At 37.1% G+C, this 21,944-nt stretch carries 24 protein-coding genes; 8 read left to right on the top strand and 16 right to left on the bottom strand.

The window, feature by feature from the left end; translation table 11 throughout:
* Positions 1-3: 3 nt before the first annotated feature.
* From NV377_RS15690 to NV377_RS15655, 8 genes are all read right to left on the bottom strand, one after another.
* Complete coding sequence (locus NV377_RS15690) at positions 4-1,743, bottom strand: sensor histidine kinase (protein ID WP_258201729.1); 1,740 nt, start codon at positions 1,741-1,743, stop codon at positions 4-6.
* Between the two features lie 69 nt (positions 1,744-1,812).
* On the bottom strand, positions 1,813-2,865 hold the full coding sequence (locus NV377_RS15685; RefSeq protein WP_258201728.1) for an NAD(P)-dependent alcohol dehydrogenase: 1,053 nt from the start codon (positions 2,863-2,865) through the stop codon (positions 1,813-1,815).
* A 2-nt stretch (positions 2,866-2,867) separates the two neighbouring features.
* Positions 2,868-4,478 (bottom strand): glycoside hydrolase family 43 protein, encoded by a 1,611-nt coding sequence (locus NV377_RS15680; RefSeq protein WP_258201727.1) that lies wholly within the window; start codon positions 4,476-4,478, stop codon positions 2,868-2,870.
* Positions 4,479-4,503: 25 nt separating this feature from the next.
* Complete coding sequence (locus NV377_RS15675; protein WP_258201726.1) at positions 4,504-5,766, bottom strand: ABC transporter substrate-binding protein; 1,263 nt, start codon at positions 5,764-5,766, stop codon at positions 4,504-4,506.
* Positions 5,767-5,844: 78 nt separating this feature from the next.
* Entirely contained in the window at positions 5,845-6,729 is an 885-nt protein-coding gene (locus tag NV377_RS15670; RefSeq protein ID WP_258201725.1) for a carbohydrate ABC transporter permease, read from the bottom strand.
* Positions 6,730-6,741: 12 nt separating this feature from the next.
* A complete protein-coding gene (locus NV377_RS15665) occupies positions 6,742-7,629 on the bottom strand; it encodes a carbohydrate ABC transporter permease (RefSeq protein ID WP_258201724.1) in 888 nt (295 codons plus the stop codon).
* A 251-nt stretch (positions 7,630-7,880) separates the two neighbouring features.
* The gene (locus tag NV377_RS15660) at positions 7,881-8,867 is read right to left on the bottom strand and encodes a sensor domain-containing diguanylate cyclase (RefSeq protein ID WP_258201723.1); all 987 of its coding nucleotides are present in this window, start codon (positions 8,865-8,867) and stop codon (positions 7,881-7,883) included.
* A gap of 31 nt (positions 8,868-8,898) precedes the next feature.
* Positions 8,899-9,702, bottom strand: coding sequence for an alpha/beta fold hydrolase (locus NV377_RS15655; protein WP_258201722.1), 804 nt, complete (start codon positions 9,700-9,702; stop codon positions 8,899-8,901).
* Positions 9,703-10,015: 313 nt separating this feature from the next.
* Here NV377_RS15655 and sigV point away from each other — a divergent pair, with 313 nt between their 5' ends.
* Positions 10,016-10,522 (top strand): RNA polymerase sigma factor SigV, encoded by a 507-nt coding sequence (sigV, locus tag NV377_RS15650; RefSeq protein WP_258201721.1) that lies wholly within the window; start codon positions 10,016-10,018, stop codon positions 10,520-10,522.
* On the top strand, positions 10,515-11,405 hold the full coding sequence (gene rsiV / locus NV377_RS15645) for an anti-sigma-V factor RsiV (protein WP_258201720.1): 891 nt from the start codon (positions 10,515-10,517) through the stop codon (positions 11,403-11,405). Before sigV ends, rsiV begins: the two co-directional genes overlap by 8 nt.
* A 142-nt stretch (positions 11,406-11,547) precedes the next feature.
* Here the strand turns inward: rsiV and NV377_RS15640 are convergent, their stop codons facing one another.
* Positions 11,548-12,171 carry a DUF3298 and DUF4163 domain-containing protein gene (locus NV377_RS15640; RefSeq protein WP_308860144.1) on the bottom strand — a complete coding sequence of 208 codons (624 nt, stop codon included), beginning with the start codon at positions 12,169-12,171 and terminating at the stop codon, positions 11,548-11,550.
* Positions 12,172-12,394: 223 nt separating this feature from the next.
* On the opposite strand from NV377_RS15640, the gene NV377_RS15635 reads away from it, so the two are divergent.
* Positions 12,395-12,727 (top strand): FlxA-like family protein, encoded by a 333-nt coding sequence (locus NV377_RS15635; protein ID WP_258201719.1) that lies wholly within the window; start codon positions 12,395-12,397, stop codon positions 12,725-12,727.
* 81 nt (positions 12,728-12,808) lie between these two features.
* Here the strand turns inward: NV377_RS15635 and NV377_RS15630 are convergent, their stop codons facing one another.
* Together NV377_RS15630 and NV377_RS15625 are read right to left on the bottom strand one after the other, a co-directional pair.
* Positions 12,809-13,480 (bottom strand): YdeI/OmpD-associated family protein, encoded by a 672-nt coding sequence (locus NV377_RS15630; RefSeq protein ID WP_258201718.1) that lies wholly within the window; start codon positions 13,478-13,480, stop codon positions 12,809-12,811.
* Between the two features lie 6 nt (positions 13,481-13,486).
* Positions 13,487-13,966 carry a DUF6530 family protein gene (locus NV377_RS15625; RefSeq protein WP_258201717.1) on the bottom strand — a complete coding sequence of 160 codons (480 nt, stop codon included), beginning with the start codon at positions 13,964-13,966 and terminating at the stop codon, positions 13,487-13,489.
* A 324-nt stretch (positions 13,967-14,290) separates the two neighbouring features.
* On the opposite strand from NV377_RS15625, the gene NV377_RS15620 reads away from it, so the two are divergent.
* The 5 genes from NV377_RS15620 (at position 14,291) to NV377_RS15600 (ending at position 18,092) form a co-directional block, all read left to right on the top strand.
* Complete coding sequence (locus NV377_RS15620) at positions 14,291-14,719, top strand: SRPBCC family protein (protein ID WP_258201716.1); 429 nt, start codon at positions 14,291-14,293, stop codon at positions 14,717-14,719.
* Positions 14,720-15,040 carry an ArsR/SmtB family transcription factor gene (locus NV377_RS15615; protein WP_258201715.1) on the top strand — a complete coding sequence of 107 codons (321 nt, stop codon included), beginning with the start codon at positions 14,720-14,722 and terminating at the stop codon, positions 15,038-15,040.
* A 132-nt stretch (positions 15,041-15,172) separates the two neighbouring features.
* Positions 15,173-16,156, top strand: a complete 984-nt coding sequence (locus NV377_RS15610; protein WP_258201714.1) for an aldo/keto reductase — start codon at positions 15,173-15,175, stop codon at positions 16,154-16,156.
* 225 nt (positions 16,157-16,381) lie between these two features.
* Positions 16,382-17,413 carry an FtsX-like permease family protein gene (locus NV377_RS15605; RefSeq protein WP_258201713.1) on the top strand — a complete coding sequence of 344 codons (1,032 nt, stop codon included), beginning with the start codon at positions 16,382-16,384 and terminating at the stop codon, positions 17,411-17,413.
* A 1-nt stretch (position 17,414) separates the two neighbouring features.
* A complete protein-coding gene (locus tag NV377_RS15600; protein WP_258201712.1) occupies positions 17,415-18,092 on the top strand; it encodes an ABC transporter ATP-binding protein in 678 nt (225 codons plus the stop codon).
* Positions 18,093-18,163: 71 nt separating this feature from the next.
* Here the strand turns inward: NV377_RS15600 and NV377_RS15595 are convergent, their stop codons facing one another.
* The 5 genes from NV377_RS15595 to hxlA all read right to left on the bottom strand — a co-directional run bounded on the left by NV377_RS15595 (position 18,164) and on the right by hxlA (position 21,824).
* Positions 18,164-18,544, bottom strand: a complete 381-nt coding sequence (locus NV377_RS15595; RefSeq protein ID WP_258201877.1) for a VOC family protein — start codon at positions 18,542-18,544, stop codon at positions 18,164-18,166.
* A 139-nt stretch (positions 18,545-18,683) separates the two neighbouring features.
* Positions 18,684-19,724 carry a DUF3137 domain-containing protein gene (locus NV377_RS15590; protein WP_258201711.1) on the bottom strand — a complete coding sequence of 347 codons (1,041 nt, stop codon included), beginning with the start codon at positions 19,722-19,724 and terminating at the stop codon, positions 18,684-18,686.
* A 5-nt stretch (positions 19,725-19,729) separates the two neighbouring features.
* Entirely contained in the window at positions 19,730-20,293 is a 564-nt protein-coding gene (locus NV377_RS15585) for a LemA family protein (protein WP_258201710.1), read from the bottom strand.
* A 332-nt stretch (positions 20,294-20,625) separates the two neighbouring features.
* Positions 20,626-21,183, bottom strand: coding sequence for a 6-phospho-3-hexuloisomerase (hxlB, locus tag NV377_RS15580; protein ID WP_258201709.1), 558 nt, complete (start codon positions 21,181-21,183; stop codon positions 20,626-20,628).
* A gap of 8 nt (positions 21,184-21,191) precedes the next feature.
* Complete coding sequence (gene hxlA / locus NV377_RS15575) at positions 21,192-21,824, bottom strand: 3-hexulose-6-phosphate synthase (protein WP_258201708.1); 633 nt, start codon at positions 21,822-21,824, stop codon at positions 21,192-21,194.
* Between the last annotated feature and the right edge of the window lie 120 nt (positions 21,825-21,944).

The raw sequence follows: 21,944 nt of genomic DNA, 5'->3' as shown, positions 1-21,944 counted from the left end.
TAATCACCTCTCAAATGCTGTCAATAAAGGTAATCTCAATCTTACTGTAGTCCCTTTATTATGTTCGCTCTGCATTGTTAATCCATAATCTTCACCATAATGTAGTTTAATGACTCGATTTATATTAAATAAGCCGATCCCTTGATTTTCCGTAACAAAATTACGCTCAATAACTAATTGTTTTTGGATATGATTCAGATCTTGAGCTGAGATCCCTAGTCCATTATCCACGACAACGATATCAATGCTATCATGTTTTCTTTCCACCACTATCGTAACTTTCCCTCCGTTTTCTAAAGGCTCAATGCCATGCACGATCGCATTTTCAACAAGTGGTTGAATAACTAATTTAGGTAGAATGCAACTATATAGTTCATCTTCACAACATATAGAGAGTTCCAGACGATCTTGCCATCGCATTTTCATCAGATCAGTATACCGCTTAACTTGGTCTAACTCTTCCTTAATCGTTACTAATCCATCATCTCGCTTGGAATGAATGGAATACCGGAATAAGTCAGCTAATTGAATGATAGATTGCGCAAGCTCTTTCTCTCCCTTTCGAATATGATCCCAGTAAATTGAATCTAATGTATTGAACAGAAAGTGAGGATTAAGCTGTGAGTGTAGTGCTTTCAATTCACTTTGACTTTTTACAAGTTCCTTCTCATATACCGATGTAATTAAATGATCAATCTGCCTAACCATCTGATTGTAAGTGAGATTGAGTTGATTCACTTCTTTATTAAAATAGTGTGCAGGGTTCTCTTTCGGTGTACCGTGCTTACTCCCTTGAATAATTCTTGTAAGTCCCTTAATTGGAGAAGAGATAAGATTGGCTAGGAAGTACGATATTATCGCGAATACGACCACGCTTAATATGCCTAGAGCAATAAGGATATCTCTTAAGAAGTAAAGGTCAGAGTAAACTGTAGCTCTTGGGACCATCATCTGTAGCGCCCAGCTTGTCCCTTTGATTTTCCGCTCAAATACGAGATATTGAGCAAGACCTCCCTCTAACTTCCCTATAGAAAGTAACTCCAGAGGCTCATTAGTTTGGCTAGTAGTAGTTGATTGATCTCCACTGTCTACAAGCCTCATAATAGCCCCTTGATCTTGAGCACGCTCTGTCATTGCCAAATTAATCAATGATGGCTTCAAACGTACAACGAGATAACCACCATTACTATAATCTTGCTTCTCTAACTTCACTTGTCTGATCGCGAGCAAATATTGGCTATCCCACTGGTCGACGCCAATCCAGATCATCGCGCCGGCATTTTCTGGTAAATTAGCTTGCTCGATATAGTATTTCGGAATCCGCTCTTCAATTGTTGTGTTTACAATCGGATAAATACTACTGCGTTGATTATATATTTCAATATCATGTATCGTATCTGAATAAGCTGTCTTATCAAGTAACAGCTTTCTCAGTATCATTCTGTTTTCATAGGTTGTATTCTGACCTTCAAATTCGTTAATCAATATATCTTGCGTACGATCATCGACCGCCAATTGTAATGTTAATACGTTGACTTCGTTCAATGATGACTCTACTCTGCCACTTGCTTGTTCCGCTATTTCTTCAATATAGAGCATAGCACTTTCCTTTTGTTCCGTAGATATTACAATATAAATTAAACTAACTGTTATTGTTAATAAAATGGCTGTTGTCATAATAAATCCAATAAAAATTTGACCTTGCGTATATTCGAGCCTCAGTTTCTGAAATATTCGCTTCACCGTTCATCCTCCTTCCCGGTACATATAGATAGAGTCTACTCCTATAAGTAGGAGCAGACTCTAATTTATTTATTGTCCTGGATAGATCATTACTTTAATACTTGTATCCTTTTGCGTTCTTGCCATTTCTACTGCGGCCTTTGTATCATTAAGACTGTATTTATGCGTAATAACTTTTTGAATATCTACGCTTCCGCTTGTCAATGCAGCAATTGCTCCTGGATAAGTATTAGCGTAACGGAATAATCCATACACATTAAGTTCTGAGTCAATAATTGTATTAATTTCAACAGGGATTTCATCCGCTGCTGGCATTCCAACTAGAACGACACGTCCACCACGTTTGACTGCCTTAATTGCATCTCCAATTGCACGACCGTTACCAGAAGACTCCACAACTACCGTTACGCCGCGACCAGCTGTAAGCTCTTGGATTGCGTCCTTAACATTAACTTCCATGGGGTTAATAACAGCTGTAACGCCCATTTCTTTGGCAAGTTCTTGTCTAAATGGAACAATATCTGTAGCGTAAATTTCACTGACGCCATACATTTTAGCTGCTTGAATAGCAAGCAAACCAATAGGTCCTAATCCAGTAACAAGTAAACGATCAGCAGGTGTTACTTTTGCACGATTCATCGCATGAATACCTACAGATAGCGGCTCAAGTAAAGCGCCTTGTTCATAGCTAATGCCTTCTGGTAGTTTGAATAAGAAATCGCTACGAACTGTAACATATTCAGCCCAAGCACCATCTACTGGTGGTGTTGCCATGAACACAACGTCTGGACATAAGTTATAGCGACCGGATTTGCAATATTCACAACGTCCACATGTAACGCCTGGTTCAACTGCAACACGATCACCTACCGTAACATTTTGCACAGCAGAACCTATTTCAACAACTTCTCCAGCTAGTTCATGTCCTAAAATGATAGGCTGTTCAACGACATAACGACCAATGCGACCGTGTTCATAATAATGCACATCTGAGCCACATACACCAATACAATATACTTTAATTAACGCTTCATCAGCTTTTGGAACAGGAATGGGAACCTGTTTCATTTCCATATCTAGCGGTTTATTCAACACCGCAGCAGTCATTAATTTAGTAGTCATTATTATTCCTTCTCTCGATAGACAAAATAGTCAAAATCTGCGTAATTCCCGCTTCCGCCTAAATCTTGAGCGCATATACCAATGAATGCACCTGTAAAACCTTGATCTAATGCATATCCGTCTTTGATAAGTTCTGCATTTTCATCTGAAATTTTTGAAGCATCTAGTACAGGACCAACAGCCGTCCACTCACCTTCAATCGTAGCGTAATAGAATTGAAGACTTTCACCATCAATAGCCGCCTTCAAATAGCATCTATCGCTTCCTTCAATCGAGATTGGTTCATCCATTGGTTCGTCATAGATACCGCGATCACTTTGCATAATGCTAACGCATTTGCCCTTAGATTCATCCCAGCTAACATGCAAATAATAATAATTTTTTGTATTGTAATAATAGATAAGTCCCGCAAGTTGTTGATAAGAGTTCGGTGTAAATTCGAGCATCGTTTCAGCATCTATAACAAAAGACTGCTGTCTACGTGCAATAAGGCTTTGTCTATGCAGTGAATATAGTGATTCTCTTCCGACTAATCGCAAATATCCAGGACGAGCTTTTAGCGATGCCCACTGCTCGTTTATAGGTTCTCTTAATGTACTAAAATCAATAGAAAGCTTGTCTTCATCGAAATGCTCAATCCACTCAGTGCGTGCTGGTACATCTGTAATTTCCTCTAGTAGTGGCGCTGGTACTAACTGCTCAGGACCATTATGGCCATGACTTAGTTGTAACCATCCTGCCTCATTCCACTCAACCTGCCCAATAGCAGTCTCTCTACCTAGTATACAGCTCTTAGATGGAGTAGTTGGTCTACCACATAGATGAACCATATACCACTGCCCTTGCTGTGTTTCAACTAGACTTGCATGACCTGCTTTTTGCAAAGGAAGATTCGGTTTATCTCGTGATGTAACAATTGGTCCGCTTGGATCAGTCTCATATTGACCTAGTAATGTACGTGAACGAGCGACCGTCTCTGCATGACCAAAACGTGTACCACCTTCTGCAACTAACAAATAGTAATAGCCATCATGTTGATAGATATGAGGACCTTCAGTTAAGCCTAGCGATGTCCCATCATAGATACAATGAATATCACCAATCAGCTTTTGCAGCTCTTCGTCATATTGCTGAATAATGATACCACCAAAAGGATTTTTCCCTTTTCGATGATCCCATTTCAAATTAACAATCCATTTTGTTCCGTCTTGATCATGGAATAGTGATGGATCGAAACCACTACTATTCAAATGAATCGGTTCGGACCAAGGACCACAAATATGTTGTGCTGTAACCAAGTAGTTATGCGTATCTTTGAATTGACCCATATGACTTTTCACATCAGTATATACTAAATAATACGTGCCATTACTGTAGCTCAAGCAAGGTGCCCATACACCACCTGAATCAGGGTTTCCTATCATATTTAACTGACTTAGTCGTTGCAGTGGATGCGTTAGCAAGCTCCAATTTTTCAAATCCTTTGAATGATGAATCTGTACACCTGGGAACCATTCAAACGTCGATGTAGCGATATAATAATCATCTTCTACGCGAATGATGGAAGGATCGGGGTTGAAACCCCGAAGTATTGGATTTTGTATGAATGACATCGCCTAGTCCTCCCGATTAGCTATTTTATTTTTTCACTTTAGCAAGTTCTTCAGCGACATTGGAATCTGATTGACTTACAATAGCACCGACAACGTTAAGGAATTGATCCGCACGCTTCGCATCTAGTGATTGGTCATAGTAACTGAAGAATCCGTCAAGGTTTTCACTAATAGCGGTATCATATTCAAAGGATAGTGGATGCATATTTGCTTCTTCTAGTCCAGCTGTTTTCATTGGACTAATGTTTGCACCTTCATTAATTTCTTTACGCTGAGCAGAATCAGTTAAGAATCTAATAGCTTTGTATGCAGCATCTTGATTTGCTTTAGCAGAAACGGCCATACCTACACCGAAACCACCGTGGTATACATTAGTACTACCTTTTCCACCTTCAACTGTTGGGAATGTAACGAAACCAATATCTTTAGAAATTTCATCATCTAGGAAAGCATCCATTGCCCATTCGCCTTGCAAGTACATAGCTGCACGACCAGTTGTAAATAGTGTTTCTGCAGCTGCATAATCTAGACCTAAAAATCCATTAACGAAACCTTTATGATCAATTGCAAGTTCTTTCAAAAGTTCTCCGGCTTGTACAAAACTTTCTTGAGTGAAATCAGCTTCACCACTCTTAGCTAGCTCAAATGGCTCTGTTCCACCAACACGTTCTGCAAGATAAGAGTACCAGTGTAATACTGGCCAACGATCTTTACCCGATACAGAAATTGGAATGATATCGTTTTCATTCAATGAATCAACAACTGTTAGAAGTTCGTCAAACGTTGCTGGAGGCGTTAAGTTATTATCTGCGAATATTTGTTTATTGTACCAAAGGGATACACCACTGAATAGTACTGGGATACCATAATTTTTTTCATCATATGCAAATGTCTCAAGACCACCATTTAATACATCATCTTTGAATGCTACATCAGCATTTAATTGCTGCGTAATATCACCGAGCATATTATTAGCTACTAGCGTATCAAAAGTTTCACCACTCCAGTAAGTAATAAGATCTGGCAATTGATTACCTGCAATAGCAACTTTCATTTTTGTTTTTAGTGCTTCATCTTCAAAAAATTCTGCTTTAATCTGAATATCAGCATTAGCTTTGTTAAATTCTGCGATAGAAGCTTCAATGATGTTTTTATTTCTGGACTCCATACTCCACATCGTTAGGTTTGTTACATTATCAGACTTCCCACTGTTTCCAGCGTTGCTATTTGAACATCCTGCAACGACTAGCATGATCATAACGATAACTAAGATTAAACTTTTCTTCATTGTATAAATCCCCTTTTGTGTTAGATTTCCTATTTTCATCTATTCTTCTTCATCAATATGTCCGTCAGCTGTTTTTCTCTAACCTTTAACTGAACCGGCAACTACTCCGTTTTGAATATATTTTTGTAAGAACATATATAAAATGATAATAGGCGCTGTTGTAATTACAAGTGCTGCACTAATTAATGAATAATCGGCACTAAAGTTACCTTTGAAACTCATTAATCCAAGTGGCAACGTCTTAAGTGAATCCTGTGAAACCATAATTAATGGGAATACAAAATCATTCATAATATTGAAGAAGGACAGTATCGTTACTGTAGCCAGAATAGGCTTAGCTAACGGGAAATATACTCTGAAGAAGGTTTGGTATATATTGCAACCGTCTACGATTGCTGCCTCCTCCAATTCCTTCGGTATTCCTCGGAAAAATCCATGAATTAGAAAGATTGCTACTGGTAGATTAAATGCAATATAAGGGAAAAATAATGACCAAAACGTATCGTATGCACCAACCTTATTGGCAAGTGTAAATAACGGAATTAATGTACTATGAACCGGAATTAACATCCCTAAGAAAAAGGCACCTAGTAACACTTTCGAGCCCTTGAAAGGACGGATCGATAAGTAGAAACCAATAAAAGTAGCTACTAATAGTAAGCCTACAACAGAAAAGAACGTAATATAAATACTGTTGAATAAATATTTACTAATCCCTTGATTCCAAGCATCCAAGTAATTACTAAACTGCCATACCGATGGTAAACCCCAAGGATTTTCAAAATACTCTTTGTTTGATTTGAACGATGAAATCATCATCCAGACAAAGGGATATGCTGTGAAAATTAAGTGGACAAGTAGAATAACATATAATACAGCTTTGCCAATACCTTTTGAAAGCTTACTTTTCTTAGTTTTTGCTGCATTGGGGTGACTGGTCTGCGCATTAACAACTGAATTCATGTGTTCATCTCCCTATTGAAATTTCTTCGTTCCTTGTCCTAATCCCTTAGAAATAAGGTAGGCTAATACTAAACCGAATAGAAGTAAGAAGGTAGAAATGGTGCTGCCATAACCAAAGTCCATAAGACGGAAACCATTTTTCATCATATAACTCGCAAGCACTTCACTAGAATTATTAGGACCACCGCCAGTCATAATATAGATTAGATCGAAGTACTTCAATGAATTAATAACGCAATTTAATACGGTAAATGTGATCGTAGGCCAAATTAGTGGGATCTGAATATTGAATATAATTCTTAATTCACTTGCACCCTCAACTCTCGCCGCTTCCATAACTTCTTCGGATATTCCTTGCAATGCTCCATAATAAACAATGATATAGAATCCGATAAATTGCCAAGCAACTACTGCAATAACTGAACCAAGTGCAGTTGCTTCCTCACCTAACCAAGTATGCGTCCAATCAGACAAGCCCAGATTAATGAGTAAATTATTCAGTAAACCAAAGTTAGGATCATAGATCTGTCCCCATAATATACCTAGTACCGCTGTAGAAAGCATGACCGGTGTAAAGTAAATAGACTTCAAAAAATTTGATCCTTTTAATTTGTAACTCAATATAATAGCGAAAAATAAACCAAGCGGTAATTGGACAGCTAATGCTCCAAGTGTAAGATATACTGAGTTCTTTAATGAAATCCAAAGAATAGGGTCACTAAGCAAACGTGTGTAGTTATCCAGTTCTGTGTAAATTTTGGCTGAAACTCCATCCCACTGAAACAAGCTATAGTACATACTCATTAAAATCGGAATAATAATAATTCCTGTGAAAATGAGTAATGCGGGACTCATAAAGAATAACTGGCTACCTAGTCTTTTTATTCCCTTTTCATGCATATCAATATCTCTCCTGCCTCTGTAGACTAGGAACACCGATGTGGTGTATCCGTTTACAACATTGTAACAGCGCTTACATTATTTTTGATGCAACATCGTTTGGCTAAAATAGCTCTTTGATTGGATAAAATAGATTAAGGTAACAAATTTTCAATTAATCTAATTAAAATCCACAAAAAAACAGCTCTCCCTCTTAATAAGGATTGAGCTGTTTTAATTTTATATATTTTATTATTTAATAAATTTAATTATTAGATGGTATAAGAAGCATCCACAATATGGGTTACTCGATTTCGACCGTTCTCTTTAGACATATACAATGCTTGGTCCGCTTTCTTCAATATCCCCGTCGCGGTTTCATCTTCATAGAAGGTTGAAATACCAATACTAACGGTAAGACGACCTGTTACCCATGAAGCATCCTCGATTTGTTGACGTAATTGTTCTGCCATAACTTTGGACTCCTTAATATCAGTCCTCGGCAACAGAAGTACAAACTCTTCACCGCCATACCTAGCTGGCACATCTTCTTTTCTTACGAATTTCCGCAATATATAGGCGAGTTGTTCAAGTACTTCATCACCCACTTGATGACCATACGTGTCATTCACATGTTTAAAGTGATCGATATCAATAATACATAGTGAGAATGGTTTTTCTTTACGTGCGAAATTAATAATCTGATCTTCTAATTTTTCTTGGAAGTATCGTCTATTTTTTAATCCGGTTAATTTATCCGTTACAGATAGTTCTATTAATGATTCATTAATCATTATAAGTTCTTCTTGCTTCTGTTCGATCTCAATGTTCAATTTCGTCAATTCTTCTAACGCTTGATCTTTTTTCCAATAAGCATCTTCAATTTGTTTTTTTGCAGTACGAAGCTCTTGCTCATAATTCATTCTTTGACCCATCTGTACAATAATAAGATCAAAAACTTCTACATCATCAACTAGTAGCTGCTTTCCATTAATTAAACAAGCAATAGCTATTCCTTCACTATTTTTCAAACTAATAATTAATTCATTGACATATCCGTGCAAATTAATAAACGGGTAGAAATATGAATGGAAAATAAGCTTATTCGCAGTGGACATTAATTCTTCAATATGCTGATTAAGCAATTTATGTTCGTTATATCCCATTTGCATGAGAAAAGTATTATTCACAGATATTATCTTACCCTCATGCGTTATGGAAAGATATCCGCAAGGAGCATATAGTAACCGATCATCCATTTCAAAATCCCTTTCATTACTTCAATACATATTATTGTATTTCAATATATTGTGTAATGGCAGCAAGTGTTTCTATAGGGTGGCTTATATGGGGATAATGCCCCTTCGCTTCCATTAAACATAGCGTACTGCCAGCTATATTTTGGTGCAGATAATGACCTACTTCCATAGGAACTACACTATCCTCTGCACATTGCATAATTAAAGTAGGTGTTGAACATTTCGCAAGTGCTGTCCGATAATCTGAGAAGAATGTTACCTCGGCGAACTGCCTCGCAATAACAGGATTGCTACTCGCAAAACTTTGCTCTAATTGTTGCGAAAATTGCGGCTGATCCAAATTATTCATAGCCATCGGAGCCATAAAGCTTGCCCAACCCGAGAAATTCATCTCCATCATCTCAAGAAGTTCTACTATATCACTTCGCTCAAAACCACCATAGTAACCATTTTCATCATTTAAATAGCGGGGTGATGGACCTATCATAATTAGCTTTTGGAACCATTCTGGGCGTTCAATGGAAGCTAGCATGCCAATCATAGAACTAATTGAATGACCAATAAAAATAACATCTCTTAATTGTGCTTCTTCCATAACTTCTAATAAATCCTGCATATATCCGTTCAGACTATTATAGCGTTCTGAAGTGTACGCACTCAAATCCGATTGACCAGAACCCACATAATCAAATAGAACAAGTCTATATTTCTTTGCAAGACTAGGGGTTATATATTGCCACATGCTTTGATCACACCCAAATCCATGAGCAAGTATAATTACTTGTTCCCCTTCTCCTATCATCTTCACATTATTACGTACTACAACTTCCACCATAACATTGTCTCCCTCATAATATCGTATTCTCTTCATTTTAAGCTACAACACTTAAATTTCAAGTTAATTATCAACAACTAGAGCTGTTTATTTTACATAATTTTTCTAAATTGTATGTGTAACTACTAGCTCTAATGGTAAACACTTATAAAGGGAGTTCATAAAAAATTTTATATCATAATGATATAGGAGCTTATTCGCCATTATATAGGAAGAGATCAATTTATTCTTTTTCTAGTACCCTTCAACTTTTTCTCTTACTCAAGCCGTCTATAGTATATACGTATTTATTACTTGAAAGAAGGATCCCACAATGAAGCCAAATTTGGAGAGAAGATTAATCGATTATATTATGAATAATAAAAATCGATTTTATCTTCTTGCGTATAGCTATACACATAATGAACAAGATGCACTAGATATTGTCCAAGATAGTATTCGTAAAGCGTTAGAACATCTTGATAGTCTACATGGCGAATCTCAAATGAAAAGCTGGTTCTATCAAATCGTTGTTCGGACATCTATTGATTTCTTACGCAAACATAAGCGAACTTCTGTAGTTGAAGATCAAGTATTGGAAACATTGATGACAGCGCAAATGGATACTTACACTGATCTAGACTTGCAAGTGGCGCTTCATCAACTACCAACTATTTATCGTGAGGTTATCATATTACGTTTTTTTGAAGATATGAAAATCGAAGATATATCCCATGTACTTAATAGCAACATAAATACAGTCAAAGCTAGGCTATATAAAGCTTTAAAAATTCTTAAAATTGAATTACAGGACGAAGAAGGAGCGAGTCTTAATGGATAAACAATTAGAGCAATTAGAGAAGGAATACACTTCCGTACAAATTCCTGAACAATTAGATGATATCGTTCGTACAAGTATTTCTAAGCATAGGCGGAAAAAACATAATGGGCGCAAGTGGGGATTAGGCTCGGTGGCAGCAGCTGTATTATTCACTACTTGTCTCAATGTAAGTCCGGTTATGGCGAAATCTTTATCGGACATTCCAGTAATCGGTAATGTTGTGAGCGTCTTAACTTGGAAAACTTATACGGTGGATAAAGATAAATACTCTGCTAATATTACTGTTCCTGAAATTGAGAATATTGGATCTGACCAAATTACGGCTACATTGAACGAGAAATACAAACAAGAAGCCGAAGCTCTTTACGAGCAATTTAAGAACGATATGAAAGATATGGAGGCAATTGAAGGTGGAGGCCACCTTGGTGTAGATAGCGGATACGAGATCATTACAGATACTGATCAATTACTAACAATCAGTAGATATACTGTGGAAACTGTAGGATCATCATCAACTGTTATCCAATATGATACGATTGATAAGCAGAACGAACTCTTATTAACTCTTCCTAGTTTGTTCAAAAATGATCAATACGTACAGATCATTACAGATAACGTCAAGGAACAGATGAGACAACAAATGAAAGAAACGAATAACGATAAGTATTATTGGGTTGCTGGTGCGGGAATTCCAGACGACGAGTTGTTTGGTGAGTTCATTACAATCGATGCCGAACAAGGCTTCTATATTACCGAAGAAGGTAAGTTAGTTGTTGCTTTTGATAAATATGATGTAGCACCTGGATATATGGGGAATCCAACGTTTGAAATTCCAAGTGAGATTCTACAAGATGTACTTGTTAGTGATCAATATATTCACTAACATTCATATCTGATTCACAATACACTAATGACCAAAAAGCTACTATGCATTATACTGCATAGTAGCTTTTTGGTTTACAAATCATTTAATTTTTGCAATCAAATATAGTAAGCTAAATCTATATGTTGACACTGTACAATACTCAATCATTGACCGCCATGACACCTAACGGACCATCATCAACGACGATATCTACGATATCAAAGACGGATATCGGAAATATTGGAAAGCCAAATACATAAGGTGTAATATCATACAGTTGATAGTAGAGTACCAATGTTTTATCTGCAATATAAAATGATTGCTCAGGATCAATCGTAGTAAACGGCTCAAATGTCTCGATTCCACGTTGCTTAATTTGCTCAGCGACTAATTTAGAAAGACGACTTACATAATTGCTACCTGGTATAAACAGTTCGGACAGTATATATTGCTTTTCTTTCCCCATATCGAATGTCATTGATTTCAAATATCTCATACCATGCGCCGCATGAGCATGATATGCTGAATTAGATTGCGTGATACTCAATATATTACGCTGATTATTTTTCACTTCATAAGAACCCATCATAATACTTAACGTTTCAGGATCATCACCAATCAGCATATGAATAAGTTGCTGAGTCTGTTCTGCTAATCTATTATTCACTTCATGTTGCCACTCTTTATTAGGTACTCCAACAATTTCTGGATAGTAGACGATCCTTTGGGGACCATGGGATACGATATTTGTCTGAATGCATAGCGGAAACATCTCTGACATCATCAATCATCCTCTAACTTTTTTTCTATCTTATTCTAAATGGGCTTGTGTCGTGAGTGATGGCTCGCTGTTTTGCTGCGTTAATACTTTCAGCTAACTTTTAGTACTCATTTCTTTAGATTGTTTTATAATAGTGCTTATAGTACACGTTCAAAAAGTATTTTTTCCAAAGACGAGATGATGGAGCTAACATCTATATACACTAATAATCAAGGAAGTGACCACTATGGGAATTTCATCAATTTCAGGCAGCGGTTCTTTTTCAGTATCATCAACTGACAACAGCACCTCAAGTCTTGAAAAACAAATTGTTAAGCTTATGAAGCAATTACAAGAGGTGCAAAAGAGTGATGATGATGAAAAAACAAAACAAGCAAAAATCCAACTGATTCAACAACAAATCCAGATGTTACAGCTTCAAATTCAGCAAAAGCAAGCAAATGCTGCTAAGGCAGAAGCAGAACGTGCTAAATCTGCGCAAGAGGGGAATGAAAAATCTAATTCAAGTACATCCTCTAAAGATAAACTATCAAGTAGTACATTCGATGTAACTGTATAGTTGATAGTTATGGCTAAAGCTTTTAATGAAAGCAAAAAAGGAACTATGCTCATACGGCATAGTTCCTTTTTTTATATCAACCTACGATTGATCTTTCCTATACAATTCTCGAGATTTGTACCCAGCGGCAAGAATCATCTTCATCTCATTTATCCGCTTCAATCGAGTAGTATCTTGTTTCGCGCTATAGACATATCTTGCCCAATCCCTGCGATATCCTGGCGTTAATTGCTGATATATGACTAATAACTGACGCGTGCTCTGTAGATCGCTTTCTACTTGTGGAATGTAATCCACATAATCAGCTACCGATTGACTCAATTTCGAAGAGGCGGTTGCATTACCTTTTACTTCTTCTTTCAATCCAACCACAGTAAATACTTCATTCAAACCAACCATACGAGCGAACTTAAGCGAACTGTCGCCAATATAGCCCTCTTCATCCGCTCCTATTCCTTCAAACAAATGATCGCGATGAATATAGGTATCATACACCTTATTCCCTTTTTTCGGATAAGCAATATAGAGGTATCCACCTTTTGAAAGCTTACCTTCATTTAATACTTGCTGAACAAGCAACTGCAACTGAGACATTTCCAGAACAAAAGCAAAGATAAGATCATAGCTATCTTGAACGAACGATGTATCATATTGTTCTAATCCTTCGAGCAAATGTTGACCTTGTGGCATATTAAGCACAACAGGCTGCTTATACTTATGCAAATTCAGCTTATCAACGATCGTTTTAGTCATCTTATATTAGTATCCCATTTCTTTCAGCATACGTGATAATGTACTCAGTCTTTCTCCGATCAATTCGCCATCATCGCTTAGTGCTTGGTTGAATAACTTAATATCTTCGTCTATTTTCTCATTATTATCACAGACACCAATTGTCATCGCATCGCCTTGTAATCCAACTCTTTCGATGACTGGATTTTCTGGATCATATAACTTCTCATAACGATATGCCTCTTGAAAATGTAATTTCGCTTGGCATACCATGATCGCAAGATCGATTACACGATGTAACGGTAGCTCTTCTGATTGTCTTGACCACTTACCTCCTGTATGTCTCCATACTTTTGCAGAAATATCTAGTTTCCCTCGATCATTCCACTGTGCCAACCCTAACGAAATCCCTTTTGCATCACTATTGTAAGCATACTTACCATCTACATTCTCATAATTTTCACAGACAATAACCGGTTTATGTTTTAAAGTTGTTGGAATTTGCATTAATATTCCTCCTGAAATCCGAATTCGTTTTAGTTATTTACTAATTTACTAAATTACTAATCTAAAAAGTATAATACTGCACTGTAGATCCAAAGTCAACAGGCAGTTGCAATCAGATAAAAACACTATCATCATAGCTAAATATCATTCGACAATTTTTGCATATTTTCAACCTATTACGTCGATACTATTCCACAGCATGTCTTCACATCGTAGATCAATTAGGAGAGATCAACGATATGATACATAGGATCATTTGCAGCTTTTATCTTTTCATGATATTATAACGTAACACCCTAAGGTGTTACTTAGAGGAGGCTAATTATGAGTACAGAAGAAACATTACAAGATATACGTAAAACAATTGTGCTACAAGCACCTATTGATAAGGTATGGAAAATCGTTGCGACATCAGAAGGTATTGCAAGTTGGTGGATGCCTAATACTTTTGTAGCTGTTGTTGGCAAACAGTTCATACTTCATGCCGCTCAATTTGGCGATTCTCCATGCATCGTCACCGATGTTGAACCACCCTATCGTGTTGGTTTTGACTGGGGCAAAGATTGGCATTTAGAATTCCAATTAAAACAGCTTTCTGATACAACAACTGAATTCACCTTAATTCATTCTGGCTGGGATGCTAATACCGTTACTGAATTCGGTCAACCTCATTCCATCATTCGTGGTATTATGAACGGTGGTTGGGACAATATTGTGCAGGATAAATTGCCTGCAATTTTGGAGCAATCATAAGTGGCAGCTCCAGTATTAAAGCAAGATGTATTTCAAGCAATCTCTGATCCTACTAGAAGAACAATGCTTGTGCTACTTGCAAATGGTGAAATGCCGATTACAGCGATTACTACTCACTTTTCTTTGTCGCGTACCGCTATTAATAAACATCTATATGTACTGAATGATGCGGGACTTGTTAGCAAGCGAAAGCTCGGACGTGAAACACGTTATCGATTGGAAGCTGAACCGTTAGTTCAAATACAAGACTGGCTTTCATTCTTTGAAGTCTATTGGGACAATCGATTATTAGCGTTAAAAAACATTGTAGAACAAGACTAACATAAGACCATTCCATTTCGATTGGAATGGTCTTATACTTTTATTGATACCTATTTTAAGATGTATCATAATGATTGATTGCAGCATGAACATCATGGTCGATTATTATATTTTCGAAGGGAGTTAGTGACATTGAAATATAGACAATTAGGTAACACAGAATTACGTATTAGTGAAGTGAGCTTTGGAACATGGGGGATTGGTGGAGACTGGGGAACAGTGTCCGATGAAGTCTCTTTGCAGGCGTTACATACCGCAATGGAACAAGGCGTTAATTTCTTCGATACTGCCGATGTATATGGCAATGGACATAGCGAAGAACTGCTAGCAAAAGCTACAGCAGGTCGCGAATCAGAAATATATATTGCTACAAAGTTTTGTAGAAAAGGAAATGTTAATGATCCCGCCAACTACACAGAGGATGCAGTACGCGCCTATTGCGAAGCAAGCTTACAGCGTCTAAAACGTGAACAAATTGACTTATATCAAATTCATTGCCCTTCATTTGATATTTTGAAACAAGGATTAGTATTTGAAGTGCTTGATAAGTTGAAGGATGAAGGTAAAATTCGCTATTACGGCGTTAGCGTTGAAAGTGTGGAAGAAGGATTATTTTGCATGGAGCAATCCAATGTTAGTGCACTGCAAGTTATCTTCAACATCTTCCGTCAGAAGGTGTCACAGCAACTTCTACCTGTTGCGCAGGAAAAAGGTGTAGGAATTCTTGCTCGAGTACCACTTGCCAGTGGTTTACTTACAGGCAAATTCAATCAACAAGCTTCGTTCGAGTCGAGTGACCATCGTAGCTATAATAGTAATGGAGAAGCTTTCAATGTTGGCGAAACTTTCGCTGGAATTCCCCTTGCAAAAGGTCAAGAACTTAGTCGTGAGTTAGGCTGGATTGCAGATGGCAAAGACAATATGACTCGAGCTGCATTACGTTGGATACTAGATCATGAAGCAGTAAGCACCGTTATTCCTGGCTTTAAAAATTCTCAGCAAGTGCTAGATAATCTTGGTGCACTAGATGTACCGTCATTCTCACATGAAGACATGTCTCGTTTAGAGCAATGGTATACAGAAAACGTACATGCCCATATTCGCGGTTCTTACTAAAATACCCGTGCACATGATCTAACTAATTAAGTAACGAGAATATATACTATAGACGAAAAACAATAGGTTACCTCTAAGCTTTGTATAGGGGTAGCCTATTTGTACTGTTTATTTCTATATATCAAGTTGATCATACATCGTACTTAATTTCGTCATCGTCTGTTCATACTGCGTTCATATTGCATCCTTAATATAAAGATGTAATCAAGAAAGGGATGATTAATTATGAACATGGCTTGGAAAGAAATTAAGAAGAGCAAAGCAAAATTTGTTATTGTTGGTTCAATCATTTTTCTTATTAGTTTTTTGACATTTATTATTTCAGGGTTAGCAAATGGGTTATCACAAGATAATTCAGCACTCGTTAAAGGCATGCCTCAAGGACATTTTTATATGAACAGCGATGCTAACGATACGTATAACATATCTAAAATAGATAGTGAGCAACAAGCGAAAACTTTGAGTCTCTATCCAGATGCATTCGCATTATCGATTCAAATGGGTTTTGTAAATGATGAGAATGATAAACAACATGGTGTTGCATTCGTTGCGGCTACGGAATCCGATCTATTTCCAACTGTTCAACCAGGGGAAATTGTATTAAACTCCGATGTCCAAGAAGATGGAATCAAATTAAATACAAAACTTACTAACGATCAATATAGTGGACAATTATCGGTTGTTGACTTTGCAGAGGAGCAAAAGTTCAGCCATGCTGATGTCGCCTTTATCCATGAACAAAATTACAAAGAAATGTATCGTACAAATTCTTTGCAAATGATATTTATTCCAGGAGAGGAAGAGCCAGTTATTGAGGGAATGGTATCCTTCTCTAATAGTGCATTTTTGAATACGATAGCTAGCTATAAGGCAGAGCAAATGACTCTAAATATGATTATATGGTTCTTGATCGCGATTAGCGGATTACTGTTCGCCATCTTCTTCTATATGATGAACGTTCAAAAAATCGGATTGTATGGAATACTGAAAGCGATCGGTGTGAAGACAAGCACATTATTCCGTATGATGTGGGCACAAATGATTTTTGTAACAGTCATTGCTCTAATAATATCAATTAGTGCAAGTCAACTATTCAATGCAGTAGCTCCCGCTGGTATGCCATTCCACTTGACCATTGGGGCAACGATTATGTTATCAATACTATTCCTTATTATTGGTTTTATTGGTGCAACAATTTCTGGTATTCAGATCAAAAAAGTTGAGCCACTACAAGCTATTCAGCAAGGAGAGATGTAATATGACTACTACACTAACGATATCGAAGCTAACCAAAACGTTTTCTAATGGTGAAGTGAGTGAACAAATATTAAAAGGTGTCAATCTTGAAGTGAATAGTGGCGAGGTTACAGCTCTTGTCGGAGCTTCTGGATCTGGAAAGAGCACTTTGCTAACCATCGCTGCTGGTCTACAAAGCGCATCCAGTGGACAAATTATGTTTCAAGGTAAGGATCTCACAACGATGTCGCAAGAGGGCATTCGACAACTACGTGCCTCGCAGTTCGGCTTTGTTTTTCAATCATCTCATCTAGTACCGTTTCTTACTGTTGAAGATCAGCTATTGTTAATGCTAGATGTAGCCGAGAATAAGCATAGTAAGCAAGATCGCAAAAAAACAGTTACAGCAATGCTACAACTTGTTGGAATGGAACATCGTCAGCATGCGTATCCATCTTCCCTATCTGGAGGAGAGAAACAACGAGTCGCCATTGCACGAGCAATTATTCATCAACCACAAATATTGTTTGCTGATGAACCGACTGCTAGCTTAGATTCTAGCCGTTCTAAAGATGTTATGACTCTTATTCAATCGATTACGAAAAAGCTTAATATTGCAACACTGCTTGTTACACATGATGAAGAGATGCTACCTTTCGCAGATCGTGTCATTACGATGCGTGATGGTGTTATCCTATAATTAATATTAAATAGAGAAAAAAAGGAGCTGACGAAAGTAGTGTGATAACTACCTTTGTCAGCTCCTTCGCTTTATTGTTGTTCCATGATTGCAAAATAGTTATTTTCTTTATCAGCAAAGTTAAATACTTTTCCGCCTGGAATTGTAACTAAATCGCCTACAGTAATTCCCTTCTCCTTGAAGCTTGTATATAGCTGCTCCAATTCATTAGCGAAGAACATTAATGATGGCGTACCAAAATTCATGTCAGGTTGCATTTCCGCAACCAAAGCTTTGTTATGAAGCACTAGACTTGTTCCTGCTTGTAAAGTCGGGGCAATTTCAATCCATTTCATTCCTTGGCCATTGTCTGCTTCTGAAACAACAACAAAGCCAACTTGCTCTGTCCAAAACTTAACTGATTCATCTTGATCATTAACATAGATCATTACTTGTCCTAATTTGGAAATCATCATTATCTCTCCTCAAACTTTTCATAATAATCTTAGTATGATCGTACATTACTAACATTATTATAATTGTCAGCATATATGTTTGTCGATGAAAACACCAGCTATCGACATTACTGCTGTAGCTGGTGCTTACTGTTACTTATTTCTTACTCCAAATTCTTGTATTGAGATCAAACTCTTCAATAAGACCAAAGAAAAATTTCAAATCTTCGTAGACTGCCTTCATCCTATACCCTGCATCATTGACTTTATGCATCGGCTCTTCAAAGTAATTAGAATCAGAGGCTATCGCAATACACATATAGGAATCAACAAACGATATATCAATCTGTTCGTTATGTGATTTTTTGAAATCTAGTATTTGCTCCATAAAATTCGGAGACAATAAATATCTTGCCTCAATATCATCTGAAGTTCGTATGTTAAAATGAGCATTGAATTCTTCGCTTTCCAACTCAATTTTAATTTTCGCAAATCTACTAGCACCTACCATTGAATATTGTTTGAAAGATCCAAACATTTTTTTGAACAATCCACTACCCGGCGGGACCACATTACGTGACTGTAAAATCGTAATTCCTGAGAAATGCTTTTTGAAATCAGCAACAAATAACACTCCGGAAAATCTAGTTTCCTCTGTCGTTGATCTATTCCCTTTCGAATCCGTTGTTTCAGTAATTTCTACTAGTTTTAATTCTGAAAACCGAAATTCAGTTAGTCCTAACTGTCCCATAAGCAAATCTTCGCCGGTTGTTTCATCAATGGTGAAATCAAATAATTTACAACGTTCAATCCAACGATCGTCCATACGATCCTCAGGATAATAGTTACAATAATAAATATGGTTTTCACTATCTGATGGTGTTGCACATAGTTCTACCATTTTGGATGCAAACGGCGCGACAACCTCGGACTTATATATCTTCCGATATTGCTTAGCGCTATTCTGCCTTGCCGTCATAGACATAATTGCTATAATAATTAAAATAATCCAGCCAATTATAAAGTAATAGGATTGAAAGCTTAAACTAATAATCGTACTAATCACATTGATAATAAATAATACCCCTAGCACCTTTTGATACTTTGCCCGCTTCTGTGAAGCGAACTCTCTTATTTGATCTAATGATTCGAGCGGTACTTTAAGTCGTGCATTAACTTCTCCATAAGTTGGTAACATTAGCGTTACCTCCCTAATATATTTCTAAGATTCACTTCAGCCTTTTTGTCTTGAGCAATTTCTAGCAGGCTTTCTTCACGGAAGCCGAACATTCCTGCAACCATATTCGTCGGTATAGATTGGATTGCAGTATTATACCCAGCAACATTGGAGTTATAGCTACGGCGACTAGCAGATAGCTTCTCTTCTAGCTCATTAATTGTACGTTGTAAGTGCAAGTAATTTTCATTCGCTTTTATTTCAGGATAGGCTTCAGCTTGAAAATTAATAGAAGAAAGTGCTCTGTCTACTTCTTCATATTGCTTCATTTTCTCTGCTGATGGCGGTTGCTTATTTAATCCCGCGCGCATACTAGTAACTTGAGCTAGCGTCTCACGTTCATGTGTTGCATAAGAAACGACCACTTCAGCAATTTGCGTCAACGCATCATAACGATTTTGTAAGTAAACATCAATTGCAACTAAGGCTTCTTTAATTCGATTTCGTCGACTAACTAGACCATTGTATGTAGCAATTAAGAAAATACCTACGATTACAATTAAGCCAAGTAAAATTCCAACGCCTACCATTGTCATCACCTCATCATTTTTGTGAACAATATTAGTAATATGTTGTACCTATAGTATTACGGCCAAGTATCCTTTATGGATAGTTACTAAGCACGTAATATCAGATTATCATATTCGTCAGCAAATGGTAACTTTTATCAATAAATTAACTATATTATAAACTCTTCTTCATCTATTCATATTCTGCTTTAGCACAAATTAGTTCATGAATAGTAACAACATTGTTTGTTGCATAGTTTACTCGCACACAAAAAAGCGTCCCTTTACTATTGGTTCGATAGAATCCAATACTAAGGAGAAGCTTATTATATGGTAAGTTTATATCGCATTATCTATTCTAAATTTGCATGATTGCCGTACATTGTTCTACCACTGCTTGTTTGTTTCTGCATTAATTTCAGAATTACAGCATCGCATACAAGCAATAATACTTGTTCAAATAACGAACCCATTGGTTGTATCGTTGATACTTCTTGATCTAACTGATTTTTCGGTGCTCCCGGAAGTTGAACGATGAGATTCGCTAGCCTCCCAATGGCAGAAGACGAAGACAATGTTAATGTCGCTACCTTCGCTTCAAGGCTTATTGCCTTTTCAGCCATAGGAATGAGCGATCTCGTCTCTCCTGAACCTGTACCTATTAACAATAGATCTCCCTTGGCTATACTACGTGTCACCGTCTCCCCAACAACGTATACATCTAACCCAAGATGCATTAACCTCATCGCAAATGACCTCATCATCAATCCAGAACGACCTGCACCTGCTACAAAAATACGACCAGAGTCTATAATAGCCTCCGCTAATTGCTCTAACTGCTCATCAACCACTTGATTAGCAGCCACATTTAGTTCTGCCATAATCGTATAAATATTATATTTATTCGTCATATCTAGTACTATCCTTTTTGGATCAATTGTTGCATCTGAGCTGCTGCTGCTTGAATATCTGCATGACCAGTAATTCCGCCACCAACAATGATAAGATCAGGCTGAACAGCGATTACTTCAGGTAATGTTTCTAACTTAATGCCACCTGCTACAGCAACTTTTGCGTTCTTCACAACGGCTTTAATCGTACGAAGATCTTCGAACGAATTTTGTCCAACAGCTTGAAGATCATACCCAGTATGAACACAAATATAATCTACGCCGAATGCATCTATTTGTAGGGCACGCTCTGCTAAATTTTTCACTGCAATCATATCTACTAAAATTTGTTTCCCTTGTTTTCGAGCTTCTTCAACCGCACCTTGAATACTCGCATCTTCTGCAACGCCAAGTATCGTAACGATGTCAGCTCCAGCTTCAGAGGCTTTCATTACTTCAAAGCCTGCCGCATCCATAATTTTCAAATCAGCAAGAACTGTTAGGTTAGGAAAAGTTTCTTTTAGAGCTTTAACCGCATGCAATCCTTCATTAATAATAATTGGTGTTCCAATCTCCACAATATCAACATAAGATTCTACTTGCTTAACTACCTCAATGGCACCTTGGATATCAACAAGATCTAACGCTAATTGTAATTTCATATATAATCTACTCCTCTAAAGTTAGGTTTATACTGCAACACCAATATTAGAGTTTAATGTTCCGATTGAACAGTACGCACTTTTATGTAACGTAGTACCCATTTGGTAACTATCAAATAG

This window comes from Paenibacillus endoradicis (assembly GCF_024721975.1).
The sequence above is the reverse complement of the archived record's forward strand: the minus strand, read 5'-3'. Positions and strand labels throughout refer to the sequence as shown.